Below are 15,239 nucleotides of genomic sequence, written 5' to 3'. Positions count from 1 at the left end.
AACCGCTGCTGGTTTAATCCTTTTCCTTTCGCTATACTGAAAGATAACAGAATCACTCTATTTATTAATTATTGAAACGAGGACAAATGATGAGAAAATATAGACAAGTTGCTGATCAACTTTTAGAAGAAGTGGCGCAAGGAAAGTATAAAAACGAACTTCGTTTACCAACTGAAGATAAACTAATGACTGAATACAATGTCAGCCGCAATACATTGCGAAGTGCAATCGACGTGCTGGTTGACAAGAGCATTCTTTATCGGGTTCAAGGCAGCGGGATTTATATTCGTAAACCGGTCTATCCTGACACCATTACGATCAACTCTATCAGAGGCTTTAAGGAAGAATTTAAAAGTAAAGAGACACATTCTAAAGTGATTGAGCTAGAACAATTAGAGGCAGATGAAGAAATCAGCCAAAAACTGCACTGCGAAATTGGCACACCCGTTTATTTTGTCCACCGGATGCGTTATATTGAAAACGAACCTTTCTCAATTGAATACAGTTATTTCAACAAAACGATTATCCCTTATTTAGGGAGAGAAATTGCTGAAAACTCCATTTATGGTTACATCGAAAATGATTTGAATTTAACTATCGGCTTTGCTGACAAATATATTTCCGTTGAAAAATTAGCCAAAATGGATAGTGATCATCTTCAGTTAACAGAAGCAGATCCTTCTTTAGTTATCGAAGAAACGGTTTATCTTTCTAATGGAACACTTTTTAATCATTCAAGAGTTATTCATAACTATAAACATGCTAAATTTTTTGCTTTAGCTAAAAATTGGTAAGAAAAAACAAGTAAGGAATCAGAAGTAGTTTCTCTGAATTTCTTACTTGTTTTTATTCATAAGGATGTTAAATTATGTCCCTGTTAAATTGCCATCATACTGGTAGCGGCATTCTCCATTTAAAAATGTTGCTTTTAAATTTAAACTTGAATCTAAAACAATAAAATCAGCAGCATAACCAGCAGCTATTTTACCGCATCTTTCAATTTTAGAATATTGCCGGCCAGTGTTCCATCTTCCAAACGGGCAGCTCCTTCTTTTACTTCAACCGCAAATTCGCCTAAATTATATTGTCCATTCGGCATACCGCCAGCCATCATGCAATCTGTGATCATAACCGTTTCTTTTCGTCCGCGAACATTCATCAATATATTGGCAGCTGCAGGATGAACATGGTGTCCGTCACAAATTAGTTAAGCAAAAACATCTTTCAAATTCATCGCAGCTCCTACCATTCCAGGTTCACGATGATGCAAAGGACTCATACCGTTATACGTGTGAACAAAAATGGTGGCTCCTTTCTCTACTGCTGTTTTTGCTTGTGCATAAGTTGCATCGCTATGACCTAAAGCGACCGCAATCTTTTCTTTAACTGCATATTCAACAAATTCACTAGCTCCTTTTCTTTCAGGTGCAACAGCTATTTTTTTGATATGATGATTTGATAATTCCTGCCATTTTTTTAACTTATCAATTGAAGGATCACTAAAATAGTGAAGATTTTGCGCTCCTTTGTGCTTTTCAGCAAAAAATGGTCCTTCTAAAAAGATCTCTTTTATTTTAGCACCTTGTACTTCAGTCATATTCTTTCCGATCATTTCAACAACTTGATTCAACGTTTCTGTTTCAGCCGTCAAAGTCGTTGCTAAGAAAGAAGTTACTCCGCAAGAAAGCAATTCTTTTGAAATAACATTTAACCCTTCAGCATCTGTATCCATCATATCGTGATTTTCAAATCCGTGGATATGTGTGTCTACTAAACCAGGAGCAACCCATTGACCAGTATAATCTAAAATTTCAGCAGGTTCAGCAGGTTTTTCTTTCGTATATGCGCCGAATTTTCCATCTTTAATTTCTAAAAAATCCGGTCCAACTGTTTCATTTTCAAAATAAAACTTCTCTGCAAAAATATATTTCGACATTTTTTTCACTCGTATTTTAAATAATCTTAAAGAAGAAAAAGCTTATAAAAACCCTTTCCTTTCTTTTAGACTACCGCTACTAAATTCCTAAGTAAAACAATTCGCACTGTAACGATTCCATTCGGTAAAATTAAACATTGCTGTCATTAGGCGACTTGCTTTATTAAGCTATATAATAGTAAAAACCCAATAAAAGGGAGGCTGTTTATGGCACTCCTTTTATTGGGTTTTATTCCATCATTATAATTTATTTTTGTCCGCTTTTGATTAATTCTAAAGGTGAAGCAATGGATTTTTCTACTTTTTTACCAGAAAAATGGTCATATGCTGCTTGCATAGCTAACTTACCCATTTCTTCAGGTTGTTGAGCAACTGTTGCGCTCAATGTACCAGCTTCGATTGCATCTAGTCCATCATCTGTTCCATCAAAACCTACTACTTGAATTTTTCCTGTTTTACCTGCTGCTTCAATGGCCTCAATCGCTCCTAATGCCATTTCATCATTTTGAGCAAAAACAGCTTTAATTTCTGGTTTTGATTGTAACATGTTTTCCATAACCGTTAATCCTTCTGCACGGTCAAAATTAGCTGTTTGTTTGTCAACTAAATCTAATTTGTCTTTTGCGTAATCATTAAATCCTTTTCCTCGTTCTCTTGTTGCAGAAGCTCCAGGGATGCCTTCTAATTCAGCAACTTTTGCTTTGGTACCTGAAATTTCTTCAATATACTGTGCGGCCATTTTCCCGCCTTCTTCATTATCAGATGCCACCAACGTCACTACTTCTCCGCCTTCACTTGAACGGTCAATCGCGATTACTGGAATACCAGCACTATTAGCCGCTTCAACAGCTGGTGTAATGGCAGATGAGTCGACTGGATTGATCAATAAAATATCTACTCCTTGTTGGATCAAGTCATCTACGTCGTTGCTTTGTTTTGATGTATCATCTTGAGCATCTAATACTTTTACCTGAGAGCCTTTGTCATCTGCTACATCTGTAATTCCTTCTTTAACTGAAATAAAAAATGGATTATTTAATGTTGATAGTGAAACCCCTACTACTAAATCTGATGCGTCTTTTTCTTTTGCCGTATCAGAACCTGTATTTTCTCCTTCTAATGTTGCGCTTCCGCATCCACCTAAAAAGAGTAAAGCTGCTGCAAATCCAACTAATTTTTTCATCGTCTATTCCTCCTGTTTTCTATTTTTTTCTATCTAACAATACTGCGATGATAATAACGATTCCTTTAACAATTTGTTGATAAAAGCTAGATACACCTAACAGATTTAGCCCATTATTCAATGTGCCCATGATCAAAGCTCCAATCAACGTTCCAACTATTCTTCCACGACCGCCAGACAAACTAGTTCCACCCAATACAACAGAAGCAATAGCGTCCATTTCATAAGCTTGTCCTGCTGTAGGTTGTGCTGAATTTAAACGAGATGTGATAATAATACCGGCAATAGAAGCCATCATTCCTGAAATAGAATAGATTGCTATTTTAATACGGTCACTCTTAATACCAGCAATAAATGCTGCTTTCTCATTCCCTCCTATCGCAAATGTTTTTCTACCAAACGTCATTTTATGTAATAAAACATATAAAATGACAAAACAGATAGCCATTAAAATAACAGGAAATGGAATACCAAATAAATAACCACGACCTACAAATTTAAAGATAAAGCTATCGCCGATACCTGTAATTGGATTCCCATCCGTAAAAACTAATGTTGCTCCGCGAAAAATAGTCATCGTTGCCAATGTGGCAATAAAAGGTGCCATTTTTCCCTTAGTAATTAATAGCCCGTTAAATCCGCCAAGCAATCCGCCGACAATAACTGCCAATACCATTGCCAAAAATGGATCTAACCCTGCTACAATGCTCCCTGCCATTAAAGCACTGCTTAATGCTAACGTTGAACCAACAGATAAATCTATACCGCCAGTCAGGATAACAAAAGTCATTCCAAATGCTATCAAAGCATTTGTTGAAACTTGCCTTAATAAATTGAGTAAATTAGTAGGAGCGACAAAGCCAGGATTTAAAATCGTTACAAAAATAAATAAAACAGCTAAAGCTAATAACGGTCCTAGTTTTCCAATGATGTCTTTTTTTTGCTTTTTTTGTTCTTCTAACTGAACTTTCTTTACCTCTGAACTCATATTAGTATCCTCCTGTTGCAAGACTCATAATTTTTTCTTCTGTTGCTTCTGCTTTATTCAGCTCACCTGCGATATTTCCTTCGTGGACAACGATGATGCGATCACTAACTCCCAGTACTTCCGGTAAATCGCTGGAGACCATAATAATGGCAACGCCTCGAGCAGCCAATTCATTCATCAATTGATAGATTTCACGTTTAGCTCCGACATCTACTCCTCTAGTAGGCTCGTCTAAAATAAGTACTTTTGAGCCAATTCCGATCCATTTTGCTAAAACAACTTTTTGCTGATTTCCGCCTGATAAATTGGAAACGGCTAATTCAGCATTTTGTGCTTTGACATTTAATCGCTTCATCAATAACTGAACAAAATCTTTTTCAGCTGTTGTATCGATCAACCCTCTCTTTTTAAATCCATCAATAGAAGGCAGTGAAATGTTCTCTTTAATCGAATAGTCTAAAATAAGCCCTTCATCTTTACGGTTTTCAGTTAAAAAACCAATACCTTTATCAATTGCATCGCTTGGCCGTTTTATTTTAAGCGCTTTCTTTTCTAAAAAAATTTCACCATTGTCTAATTCATCAATACCAAAAATGGCACGCATGATCTCAGTTCTGCCAGAGCCCATTAGTCCTGAAAACCCAACAATTTCACCTTGACGAACTGTAAAAGAAATATCATTAAAAACACCGCTTCTTGATAACTGTCGTGCTTCAAAAAGCACTTCTCGAATCTTTGATTCCTTTTCTGGATAATAATCTTCAAGGTCTCTACCAACCATTTTTTTAACTACTTCATCAACGGTTGTACTTTTTGTTTTAGTCGTATCAATGGATACACCGTCTCTCATGACAGTAATGCAGTCGCTGATTTTAAATATTTCTTCCATGCGATGAGAGATATAAATAATGGCTACTCCTTTTTGTTTGAGATTCATAATAATTTTAAATAGCATCTCTATCTCTCTTTCGGTCAAAGCAGCAGTAGGTTCGTCCATAATCAATACTTGTGCATTTGTCATTAAAGCCTTAGCGATTTCGATCATTTGTTGCTGTCCTACAGATAATGTTTGGACTTCTAAATGCAAATCCAATTGTATTCCTAAATCTTCAAAAACAGCTTTAGCTCTTTTCTCCATTTCTTTCGTATTTAGCCAGCCGAATTTATTTCTGATTTCTTTTCCGATAAAGAGATTTTCTACAACGGTCATTTGAGGCCACGTATTCATTTCTTGATGGATAAAACTGACGCCATGTTCTTCTGCTTCTTTAGGATTTTGATAAACTGTATTTTTATTATTAATCAAAATTTCCCCAGCATCATATTTATGCAATCCAGTTAGAATATTCATCAATGTTGATTTTCCCGCGCCATTTTCTCCCATTAAGGCGTGGATCTCACCGCTGCGGAGAGTAATATCTACTCCTCTCAAAACTGAGTTCGTTCCAAAACTTTTTGTAATGCCTTTCATTTTAACTTCCATTTATCTGACCTCCTAAAATAGAACACCCGATTGTAAGATAATATTGGAATATGGAGTAGCTTCTCCAGTTCTAATAATAGCCTTAGCATGTTTTGACAGTTGCTTAAATTCTTCGTGGCTTACATAGTTAATCTTTTTCGAAGGCAATTTTTGTTTGATTTGTTCTAATTGTTCTACGTTATCTGTCTTTATTTCATCTGCTAAGGTTACTTCTTCGATAACCATTTCCGCTAATAGTAAATCGAGCACTTTTTGAAAAGGAGGATCACTGAGTGCTAAAGCTAAATCAATTTTTTTCACTCCGTTTGGGATCGGCAATCCAGCATCGGCAATCACTAGCTGATCAGTATGGCCTAAATCTGCTAAAACTTTATCTATTTCACTATTTAAGGTTCCATTCTTTTTCATAAAAATCACTTCCCTTCAATTCATCTAATGTCGGCATCCCGCCTTGTGCACCAAATTTTTGAATCGATAACGCAGCGGCCAAATTGCCAAACCGAATGCTGGTTTCTATATCGAGACCAGCTGTTGAAGCTACCGCAAAAGCCCCATTAAAAGTATCGCCTGCACCAGTCGTATCTACAGGCTCAACTAAATACGAAGGTACTTGTATTTCCTTTGAACCATTATTAAAATAAACACCTTTTGAACCCATAGTAATGATCAGCTTATTTGGGTATTTTTTCATTCCTTCTGACAAACTCAAATTTGGAAACAATATGTTGTATTCTGATTCGTTCGGAGTTAAAAATGTAACTTTTTCAATCAGTTCTTCAGGAATGGGTTTAGCTGGCGCAGGATTATAAATGGTTTTGATTCCTCTTTGAAAACACAATTCTACTAGGATGTTAATAATCTCTAGCGGTGTCTCATTTTGAACCATCACCAGATCGCTTTCTTCTATTTCATTTAAAGCGCTTACGATTTGTTCTTCCGTTACGGCATTATTAGCTCCTGGAATATAAACGATGCTATTGTCTCCATCCACGACTGTGATATGAGCTGAGCCGGAAGGTAAATGTGTAACCGATTCCACATTTGTGGTATCAATACGGTTATTTTTTAGGTTCACGATAATTTCTTGCCCAAACACATCTGCTCCGACTGTTCCGATCATCGTGACTTGACTGCCTAACCGAGCTGCTGCTATCGCTTGATTGGCTCCTTTTCCTCCAAAAGTAGTTTTAAAATCTGTCCCTATGATGGTTTCTCCTACTTCCGGTCTTTTTTCGGCACTCACAACAAAATCCGTTGATAAACTGCCGACTACAGTAAGTTTACTCATTTTCATCCTTCTTTCTCAATGATTCTCTCACCTCAAGCGTTACAGGTAATTGAATATTTTTTTCTTTAACTTTTCTGCCTTCTATGCGAGCACATAATATCTCTGCACCTTTATAGCCAATTTGATAGGCAGGCTGTGCGATAGTTGCCAAACTTGGATACATCATTTTGCTATACGGATTATCATCATATCCGATGACCTGTAATTCATCGGGGATTTTAATGCCTCTTCGAATCGCTTCTCTCATCACAGCTAATGCATGAATGTCATTGGAAGCAATGATACTGTTTACCTTTGGAAAATTTTCCAATAAGTGAAAGGAGGCTTTCTCTGCAGATTCGAACTGAAAGGACTCCGTTTCAAATAAATGATAAGTAATTTTATGTTCTTCCAATACTTTAATACTGCCAGCCAAGCGAACTAATGAATTAGAAACGCTGCGTGGTCCCACCATGACAACTACTTCTCTTGGGCTTCTTTCAACAATTGCCTGAGCTGCTAAAGAACCTCCTAGATAATCATCAGAATAAACAGAATATTCCTTATTAGATGTTACTCTATCCAACATCACGAACGGCATATTTTTTAGGTTACGAAATCCGCCCTCAATCGCTGATAAAACACCAGCTACATTATTTTGTGTAAAGGCACGAATGTATTCTTCTTCTTTAGATGAGTTTTCTTGAACATTCCCTAAGATTAAGTTATAGCCCATTTCGCTCATTTTATCTTCTACTCCTTTTGCAACCAAAGGAAAGAAAGGATTCGAGATATCAGGTAAAAGTAAGCCGATTAATTTAGATTTCTTTTGATAAAGCGAACGAGCGACTTCATTAGGATAAAAATCTAATTCTTTAATGGCTGCTTCAACTTTTTGACGGCTTTTTTCGCTAACGTATCCACTTTTATTTAAAGCTCTTGAAACCGTAGCTACAGAGACACCTGCTAAATTCGCCACATCTTTAATTGTTTTCATCCTGTTCACCTCATCGCTCATCAAAATATGTAACCGATTACACAAATGATAATACCACGATTTAAAAAATCATGCAAGCATTTAATAAAATGTCAGTAATTTCTACCATTCAGCTATGTTGCAGTTAGCTACTCTAGCACAATGTTAACCTGCACTATTGCAAAACATTAACTCCTTCCATATAAACAGCTTTTAGCTGAGTCATATGGAAGGAGTTGATTATCCATTATTCAATTTTTTTGTCTCACTTTTTTTCAATGTACTGTGTTTATCTGCTTCTAGCATTATATTTAATAGGTACGAATTAACAAAACTAAAAGCAATGCCGATAGCAACTGACTGCCAACCATAAGTAAACAGCCCCACAGCTAATACAAAGAAATTGATATAGCGGATCATTAAAGCAATTTTAAGTTTTGGATTTCTTTTATGTAACACTAAAGCAATAACATCCATTCCAACTGTAGAAGCATTTGAAGAGATACAGCAATAATAACCAATCGCAATAAATAAACTGGCTAAACTAAAATCAATCGGTAAATTGATAGAAGCTTCTATAGGCAGTGAATAAAAGAAACTGAATAAAACCATATAACAAATACTGCTGAGAAAGGATTTAAAAAAGTTCTCTTTACCTAAAAAAATAAAACAAAAAACAAGAAGAACGACGGTAACGCCATTCGTCAAATACAAGAGCGGGAGCAACGTGATTTTCTCTAAAATCATACCAATACTGGTTACGCCGCCATTGATAATATCATTTGGTTTCATCCATTTTGCATAAGCAAATGCCATAAAAATATTTCCAATCATAATTTTGAGCAGTGATTTTAATTTTTCTTTATTCATACAAACCCTTCTTCGACACATTTTACTGCCATCCAGCATCTTACTTCTCTTACATAGCGGACTGCTGAAGCTTATTTAACAGTCTGACACTATTCCTTTATTTAGTTTAGCTAAAAAGTCAATTCAAGTCCATCATAGGCGGTTATGAAACCCTCTTTCATTCCTATCGCATTCATTTCATCATAAAGCAAGCCGCTATTATGGGAAAAATGGCTGCTGACAAAAATGGTCTTCTCATCCGTTAAACCCATCTCATTCATTTTATTTTTAATCGCCACATTATCATAAAAACTCATATGGTTGCCGTCTACTTTATTCATTTGGCTGTTGCAGTCTAAACTGACACAGTGAAAATAAGGTTTGGTTTTTTCCCAGTACTCCCAGTTTTCTGCTAAGAAATATCCAGTATCATGAGCGTATAAAACTTGTTTTTCGCCATCCGTAATTTGATAGATAAGGCAAGTTTCTTTTTTATCGCGATCTGTCAATAATGGAGTAATATGATAATGCCCTGCTTCAAACGTTTCAAAAGGGTGTACCAGTTGAAAGGCTAAACGCTCTTCATCGATTCGTCCTTCTAAATCAAAGACCCGTTGATAAAAAGAAGCAACCCGTTCATTTCCGTATACAGTCAATTTAGTATCCAGGCTATTGCTGTACCCGCTTATTCTCATCACCAAGTCTTCTGGATAAAAATGATCTGAATGTCCATGAGTAATAACCAAATGTTCAATATCCGCTAAGTTGTACTCTTCTTTTAAAAAATGTAAATAACTGTCTCCTGGAAAATCGATCAATAATTGATCATCAATTAAGGATTGCGAGCGAGTACGGATATCGCGCCTTTTTTTTTTACGTGCTTCTTGACATAAGTCACATTTACAAAATAGAGCTGGTACTCCTTCCGCAGCCGCTGTTCCAAAGTATTTGAGTTTCATCTTGGTCCCTCCTAGAAATATGTAGTAAATGACTTTATCTATCCCATTAAATTTAAAAAGGTTTAACAGTCCTAAGACGATTAAACCTTCTTATTTAGATCAATGGTATTAGGTGTACTTTATTGCTTTTCCCATAATCGATTAACGATTTCATACGGTTTAGCTGGAATTTCTAGGGAACCTTCAACGGCTTCTTCTAGTAAATTACATTTTCTTGCAACATAATTTTCTATCGTTAAACCGGCTTCAGTTTCTTTATTTGTTAAGTTGTACATCCGCGTAATGATCTCATCACTGTGTTCTTTGCGTTTGAAAGCCGTTAATGCCATGTTTGAGTCACTTAATTCAGCATATTGATGATTAGGAGCCCACTGGCCATTATGAACAGTCGTTTGATAAGCACTGAAAGGAATTTGGAAATTGTAGGCTTCATGATACGTTCTAACTGCCGCTTCTTCTCCATGGAAAGACAGAGCATACAACATGGATTGCTCGCCTAAGCATTGTGCTTCTGGCGTAGCAAAATAGCCCCAGTCCCCTAATTCGCCAACTGCTCGCAATAAGGTAACTGCAATTGTTTGTTGATCGTGTTCTTCAATGATTTCATATTCGTTTAATCCAACAACAGCTGCCGTTACCCCATGTTCTGCATCTTGGACATTTACAAAAGCATGAGTGTGTTGTGGATTAGAAGGATTGATCCAGGCAAGATCCACAGTGTTTGGTCGTTCCACTACTTCAAAAATACTGTCTGCGTAATGGACATCTGTTTGAATACCTGTCGGGAATAAAACACGTAATCGGTGGTCTTTGTGCTGATTATCAAATGTCGTTTCAAATTTAACTTGTTGGCTGTGGCGTTCTAAACGCACTTTTGTTTTTAGCGTTAACGTTTTACACGTTTTAGAACGTCCTGCTTGACGTTCACGCATTTCGATAACGGCTTTTTGTTCTTCTTCCAAGCGTTCATCTGCTGAGACGGGTATGTCTAAATGATGGGTAATTTCAATTTCGCCAAATCCGACAGTATCTTCAATTATCTCGATTTCAGCTGTTGTTCCTTTTGAATAAATAGCTTGGTCGTTTAACGGCTGTCTGAAAATATATTCGTTTCCAATATCACCTGTATCTTCAAAATTCAATAAATCTGTATACGTTTGATCAGATGCTTTATCTAAAATTGATAGTGTGCCATCTTGTTGAACGTCGATTTTCAAGTGTTCATTTTCTAGTGTTGCACCATTATTTGAAAGAAGAGTTTCTTTTGCTGTTTCGATTGTCTGACCGTTTTCGGCTTCAACCAACACAAAGCTGTTCCAAGATAAACCGGCCATCGATTCAATCGGCAATCTTACATCGACATAACGAGCCATAAAGGGTTGGCGGAATTTATCTTTTGGCAGATCATAGCCAAATTTTGTTCCGCCTTCCGTAATCACAGCTGAAACTGTTTGACCATCAACTGTTTTCACTTCAAATGCAGGATATTCTTTTTCCTTTAGTACTTGATACAATTGATCGGGAACACCGGCTGAAAATGGCAACCGTTCAATTTCAATCCGAACTTCAGCTACACCATTCTTTTCTGATCCGCTGGTATTAAAGACGACAAACGGGAAGCCGTTACTGTCTTTAAAACTTGTTGTATCAATCGAACGCACCAATTTCAAAGCGGCTTCGTCTGCGACATACCGTCCCACTTCATTGGCTTTTTCAAAACGAGTGACCATTTCACGGTGAACTTCATCTACACTACAGCCACAGATACTGTCATGCGGATGATTTTGCATCAATGTTTTCCATGCATAACGCAGCATATCATGCGGATAATCTTCAGCTGTTTCATAGGCCATTGTTGCTAATGGCTCTGCAATATTTTCAAGCAAGCGAGAAACTTGAGTATTCCATTGTTTCAAATATACCCGTGTTGAAGCTGTATTTGCTAATGTATACCAGCCATCTGTTTCTTGTGAAGTTAACTCGCCGGAAACTGTATTTAAATTATCGGGTAAATCTTCCTTTAAAGCGGTTAAATATTCTTCAAAGGTGGCATGCACAAATTCAATATCAGGATACAATTCATTTGCCACTCGAATAGCTGTAGACAAATCTTTTTGAACGGGTTGATGGTCGCAACCGTTCATCATTAAGACATGATTAGTTGATGTATACAATCCTGCATCTTTTAATTTAGTCTCCCAAAAGACTTGTGCTTCTGCTTTGTCTGTTGGAATTTCATTTCCGTTACTGTACCAGTTAGCAAATAACAGTCCTAGAATTTTTGATTCATCTGGCCCTTTCCACCACATTTCTGAAAATTGTGAAGCGTACTTGTCGTCATTGACCACAACATTATTGAAGCCGGTTGGTTTAACCCCGCGGCCAAAAGCTGCTACATCAAATCCAGCTTGTTCCATCATTTGGGGTGTTTGTCCGGCATTTCCAAAAGTATCAGGGAAATAACCTAATTTAACTGGCGCGCCCCATTGTTTGCTTTCGTCCATGCCGACAAGCATATTGCGGACATTTGACTCGCTGCTTGTTAAGAAAGCATCTTGCAAAATATAAAAAGGACCGATTTTTAATTTACCATTCTGAATGTGTTTCTTAACTAAGTCCTTTTTATTAGGCCGTACTTGCAAATAGTCATCTAAAATAATGGTTTGCCCATCTAAATGGAAACTTTTAAATTCTGGATCTGTTTCAAATAGTTCCAACACATCGTCCATTAATTCAATCAAACGCATGTGGTGCTGTTCATATGGCAAATACCACTCACGATCCCAGTGACTATGGGACAAAATATATACTTTCTTGTTCATTGTTTTCTCCTTTAATCAATTGTATTTTGTTGTATCACAGATTTCATCCAAAAGCTACTTTTTTTAGGTGTTCGCTTAAAATCATTTTCAATGTCGACGCGGTAAAAACCATACCGATTGCGGTATCCATTTAACCAAGACCAGCAATCCGCAAATGTCCACATATGGTATCCGAAACAATTGCTGCCTTCTTCGATGGCTTTATGCAGCTCAGTTAAGTGATCATGAACAAATTCAATTCGGTAATCGTCTTGTATGATGCCTTCATCATTCATAAATCGTTCTTCCTCGGCTACTCCCATGCCGTTTTCAGAGACATACCAAGGAATATTTCCATATTCATTTTTTAACCGCATCGCAATATCGTAAAGAGCTTCTGGATAAATCTCCCATCCACGATAAGGATTGATTTTTTTCTCTGGCCAGTCATACTCTCCATATAAATCATTTGGCATTTTTGCAGGAACAGTAGGGTGACTGACTGCTTGTACGCGTTTAGGCTGATAATAATTGACACCTAAAAAATCAACTGTTGCACGAGCGATTCTTTCTTTATCGCCGGCTTCGCTAGCTGGCAGCAAGTCATTTTCTTTTACTAACTGAATCAATTCAGCAGGGAAATGCCCTAAAACGACTGGATCTAAAAAGCTCTTCACATTTAACGCATCAGCTGCTTCTTTCGCTTTAAGGTCTTCAGGTGCATCGCTTTTTCCGTAGACAGGTGTCAAATTCAAAATAATTCCAATTTCCCCAGTATGTTGACCTTTACGAAATTGTTTAACAGCTTCAACGTGTGCCATTAGCGTATGGTATCCTACTTGGACTGCACGCTTAAAATCCACAACAGCTGGATAATGGAATTCAAATAAATAGCCGCACTCGACATGCACAATCGGTTCATTAAACGTCGTCCAGCGATGGACCAGGTCGCCAAATTGTTCAAAAGCAACTTTAGCATAATAACCAAAAGCTTCTACTGACTCCCGAGTTTCCCAACCGCCTTTTTCCATCAGCCACCATGGCATATCAAAATGGAACAAATTGATAATCGGTTCTACATTTTTTTCAATCATGCTAAGGAAGTAATTACGGTAAAAATCAACCGCTTTTTGATTGAGTGTTTTTCCATCTGGCAGCAACCGTGCCCAAGAGATCGAAGTACGGTAAGAGTTCAATTTCATGTCTTCCATCAATTGGACATCTTCTGCGTATTGCCGGTAGACATTTGATGTATCTTTTGGGCCCACCTGTTTATCGAATTTTTCTGGATTCATTTCAAACCACTTGTCCCATGTTGTCAAAGATTTTCCATCTACCAAAGCGGAACCTTCCGTTTGTGGTGCTGAGGCTGCAGCTCCCCATAAAAAACCATCAGGAAATGTTTTCAAGTTATTTTCCACCCTTCTTACTTTTTAATTCGTAGACCATAATAGTCTAACAAGAGCTCACAAAACATCATGTTTGCCCAAGAAAACCATTCTCTTGTATAATTGTTTGGATTGTTGACATCAAAACCTTCATGCATTAATTTAGTACCTGCATCATTCTCAACTAATAAATCTAAGATGCGTTTCTTTTCATTTTTATCAGAAGTGGTTAACCCTTCCATTGCTAGAGCAATTGGCCAAACGTAATTTTCAGGTGTGTGCGAACTTCCGATTCCTTTAGCACAGTCTCCTTCATAAAAATAAGGGTTTTCTTTGCTTAAGATTGTTTTGCGTGTTGCTAAATAGACTTCATCATCTTCGGCACAATAGCCTAAATAAGGAGCCGCCAACAAACTAGGAACATTCGAATCATCCATGATTGAGTAATTGCCTAATCCATCGACTTCATATGCATAAACGGTTTCCCCTGCTGCATTTTTTACTTTAGCAAATTTTTCAATACCGGATTGGATCTCTTCACGCAATGCAGTGATTTCGTCCACAATAGCTGAATCTTTCAGGATTTCCATATACACTTCTTTTAAATAATCCAGCACAACAACAGCAAACATATTAGAAGGAACTAAATAATTGTAAATGCAGCGGTCATCACTCGGTCTGAAACCTGACCAGGTCATTCCTGTTACTCCGATCGGCGAACCTTTGCCGTCGTTTACTAACGTATCTTCTTCTCTCCAAGTATCGCGTTCAAAATTATATGGAGAGTTTTCATGATTTTGTTCAACTTTCCAAAGAGCTAAGATTTTCTTTACTGCTTCTTTAAATGTTTCGTTAAATTGATCCGTTCGACCAGTTTCTTTGTACAGCAAGTAGCTTAATTGAATCGGGTAACACAGCGAATCGATTTCGTATTTGCGTTCCCAGATCCACGGATTCATTTCAGTGTGGTCAACTTGGTGACCAGCATTATTAGCTTCTTCGTTAAAAGCGTTTGCATAAGGATCCAAGTTAACGTATTGCAATTGTCTTTCCACGACACCTGCGATCATATCAGAAATACCTGAATCTTCTTTTGCTACCAATAAATAAGGACGAACTTGAGCAGTTGAATCTCTTAACCACATTGCTGGTATATCGCCTGTTAGTAAAAAGGTTGTTCCATCCGCTTGTTTTTTAACGGTTGTCAATAAGGTATTAGAGAATGAAGCATTAAAATTCTCTGCCCACCTTGGGTTTTCTGTCGCTTTTTCAGTAACCTCATTCATTAATTTCTCTATTGATGCCGGTATTTCTTGATAAACCATTATCTTCTCCCCATTTCTTGGCGTTGTATCTTTTGATAAACCTAGTATAAAATACCTTTATTTTAATAACTACAAAATAGAGGT

At 37.1% G+C, this 15,239-nt stretch carries 12 protein-coding genes and 1 pseudogene; 1 reads left to right on the top strand and 12 read right to left on the bottom strand.

Annotated features, from left to right (window positions below; translation table 11 throughout):
• The first annotated feature begins 89 nt into the window (after positions 1-89).
• Complete coding sequence (locus BR87_RS00830) at positions 90-794, top strand: GntR family transcriptional regulator (RefSeq protein WP_051929597.1); 705 nt, start codon at positions 90-92, stop codon at positions 792-794.
• Positions 795-866: 72 nt separating this feature from the next.
• Here BR87_RS00830 and nagA read toward each other — a convergent pair.
• The 12 genes and pseudogenes from nagA to BR87_RS00770 form a co-directional block, all read right to left on the bottom strand.
• Positions 867-1,936, bottom strand: a pseudogene (nagA, locus tag BR87_RS00825) (N-acetylglucosamine-6-phosphate deacetylase).
• A gap of 247 nt (positions 1,937-2,183) precedes the next feature.
• The gene (locus BR87_RS00820) at positions 2,184-3,119 is read right to left on the bottom strand and encodes a D-ribose ABC transporter substrate-binding protein (RefSeq protein ID WP_035027563.1); all 936 of its coding nucleotides are present in this window, start codon (positions 3,117-3,119) and stop codon (positions 2,184-2,186) included.
• A 19-nt stretch (positions 3,120-3,138) separates the two neighbouring features.
• Positions 3,139-4,107, bottom strand: a complete 969-nt coding sequence (locus BR87_RS00815; protein ID WP_035027561.1) for an ABC transporter permease — start codon at positions 4,105-4,107, stop codon at positions 3,139-3,141.
• Position 4,108: 1 nt separating this feature from the next.
• The gene (locus BR87_RS00810) at positions 4,109-5,590 is read right to left on the bottom strand and encodes a sugar ABC transporter ATP-binding protein (RefSeq protein ID WP_035027560.1); all 1,482 of its coding nucleotides are present in this window, start codon (positions 5,588-5,590) and stop codon (positions 4,109-4,111) included.
• Between the two features lie 12 nt (positions 5,591-5,602).
• Positions 5,603-5,998, bottom strand: coding sequence for a D-ribose pyranase (gene rbsD, locus BR87_RS00805; RefSeq protein WP_035027557.1), 396 nt, complete (start codon positions 5,996-5,998; stop codon positions 5,603-5,605).
• Positions 5,973-6,878, bottom strand: a complete 906-nt coding sequence (gene rbsK / locus BR87_RS00800; protein WP_035027554.1) for a ribokinase — start codon at positions 6,876-6,878, stop codon at positions 5,973-5,975. The genes rbsD and rbsK overlap by 26 nt, the downstream gene beginning before the upstream one ends.
• Positions 6,871-7,854: a LacI family DNA-binding transcriptional regulator gene (locus BR87_RS00795; RefSeq protein WP_035027551.1), complete on the bottom strand. Its 984-nt coding sequence runs from the start codon at positions 7,852-7,854 to the stop codon at positions 6,871-6,873. Before BR87_RS00795 ends, rbsK begins: the two co-directional genes overlap by 8 nt.
• A 219-nt stretch (positions 7,855-8,073) precedes the next feature.
• Positions 8,074-8,703: a YitT family protein gene (locus BR87_RS00790; protein WP_035027549.1), complete on the bottom strand. Its 630-nt coding sequence runs from the start codon at positions 8,701-8,703 to the stop codon at positions 8,074-8,076.
• A gap of 110 nt (positions 8,704-8,813) precedes the next feature.
• Positions 8,814-9,641 (bottom strand): MBL fold metallo-hydrolase, encoded by an 828-nt coding sequence (locus BR87_RS00785; protein WP_035027546.1) that lies wholly within the window; start codon positions 9,639-9,641, stop codon positions 8,814-8,816.
• A gap of 119 nt (positions 9,642-9,760) precedes the next feature.
• Positions 9,761-12,463, bottom strand: coding sequence for an alpha-mannosidase (locus tag BR87_RS00780; protein ID WP_035027543.1), 2,703 nt, complete (start codon positions 12,461-12,463; stop codon positions 9,761-9,763).
• Positions 12,464-12,474: 11 nt separating this feature from the next.
• Complete coding sequence (locus BR87_RS00775; RefSeq protein WP_035027539.1) at positions 12,475-13,851, bottom strand: glycoside hydrolase family 1 protein; 1,377 nt, start codon at positions 13,849-13,851, stop codon at positions 12,475-12,477.
• Between the two features lie 17 nt (positions 13,852-13,868).
• Entirely contained in the window at positions 13,869-15,155 is a 1,287-nt protein-coding gene (locus BR87_RS00770; protein WP_035027536.1) for a glycoside hydrolase family 125 protein, read from the bottom strand.
• Positions 15,156-15,239: the final 84 nt, after the last annotated feature.

This window comes from Carnobacterium mobile DSM 4848 (assembly GCF_000744825.1).
Taxonomy (GTDB): Bacteria; Bacillota; Bacilli; order Lactobacillales; family Carnobacteriaceae; genus Carnobacterium_A; species Carnobacterium_A mobile.
This window is presented reverse-complemented; position numbering and strand designations above follow the sequence as displayed.

Bases quoted from the DNA above. Each gene is read 5' to 3' on its own strand.
- BR87_RS00830 (WP_051929597.1), top strand. From the start codon at position 90: ATGAGAAAATATAGACAAGTTGCTGATCAACTTTTAGAAGAAGTGGCG.
- BR87_RS00820 (WP_035027563.1), bottom strand. From the start codon at position 3,119: ATGAAAAAATTAGTTGGATTTGCAGCAGCTTTACTCTTTTTAGGTGGA.
- BR87_RS00815 (WP_035027561.1), bottom strand. From the start codon at position 4,107: ATGAGTTCAGAGGTAAAGAAAGTTCAGTTAGAAGAACAAAAAAAGCAA.
- BR87_RS00810 (WP_035027560.1), bottom strand. From the start codon at position 5,590: ATGGAAGTTAAAATGAAAGGCATTACAAAAAGTTTTGGAACGAACTCA.
- rbsD (WP_035027557.1), bottom strand. From the start codon at position 5,998: ATGAAAAAGAATGGAACCTTAAATAGTGAAATAGATAAAGTTTTAGCA.
- rbsK (WP_035027554.1), bottom strand. From the start codon at position 6,878: ATGAGTAAACTTACTGTAGTCGGCAGTTTATCAACGGATTTTGTTGTG.
- BR87_RS00795 (WP_035027551.1), bottom strand. From the start codon at position 7,854: ATGAAAACAATTAAAGATGTGGCGAATTTAGCAGGTGTCTCTGTAGCT.
- BR87_RS00790 (WP_035027549.1), bottom strand. From the start codon at position 8,703: ATGAATAAAGAAAAATTAAAATCACTGCTCAAAATTATGATTGGAAAT.
- BR87_RS00785 (WP_035027546.1), bottom strand. From the start codon at position 9,641: ATGAAACTCAAATACTTTGGAACAGCGGCTGCGGAAGGAGTACCAGCT.
- BR87_RS00780 (WP_035027543.1), bottom strand. From the start codon at position 12,463: ATGAACAAGAAAGTATATATTTTGTCCCATAGTCACTGGGATCGTGAG.
- BR87_RS00770 (WP_035027536.1), bottom strand. From the start codon at position 15,155: ATGGTTTATCAAGAAATACCGGCATCAATAGAGAAATTAATGAATGAG.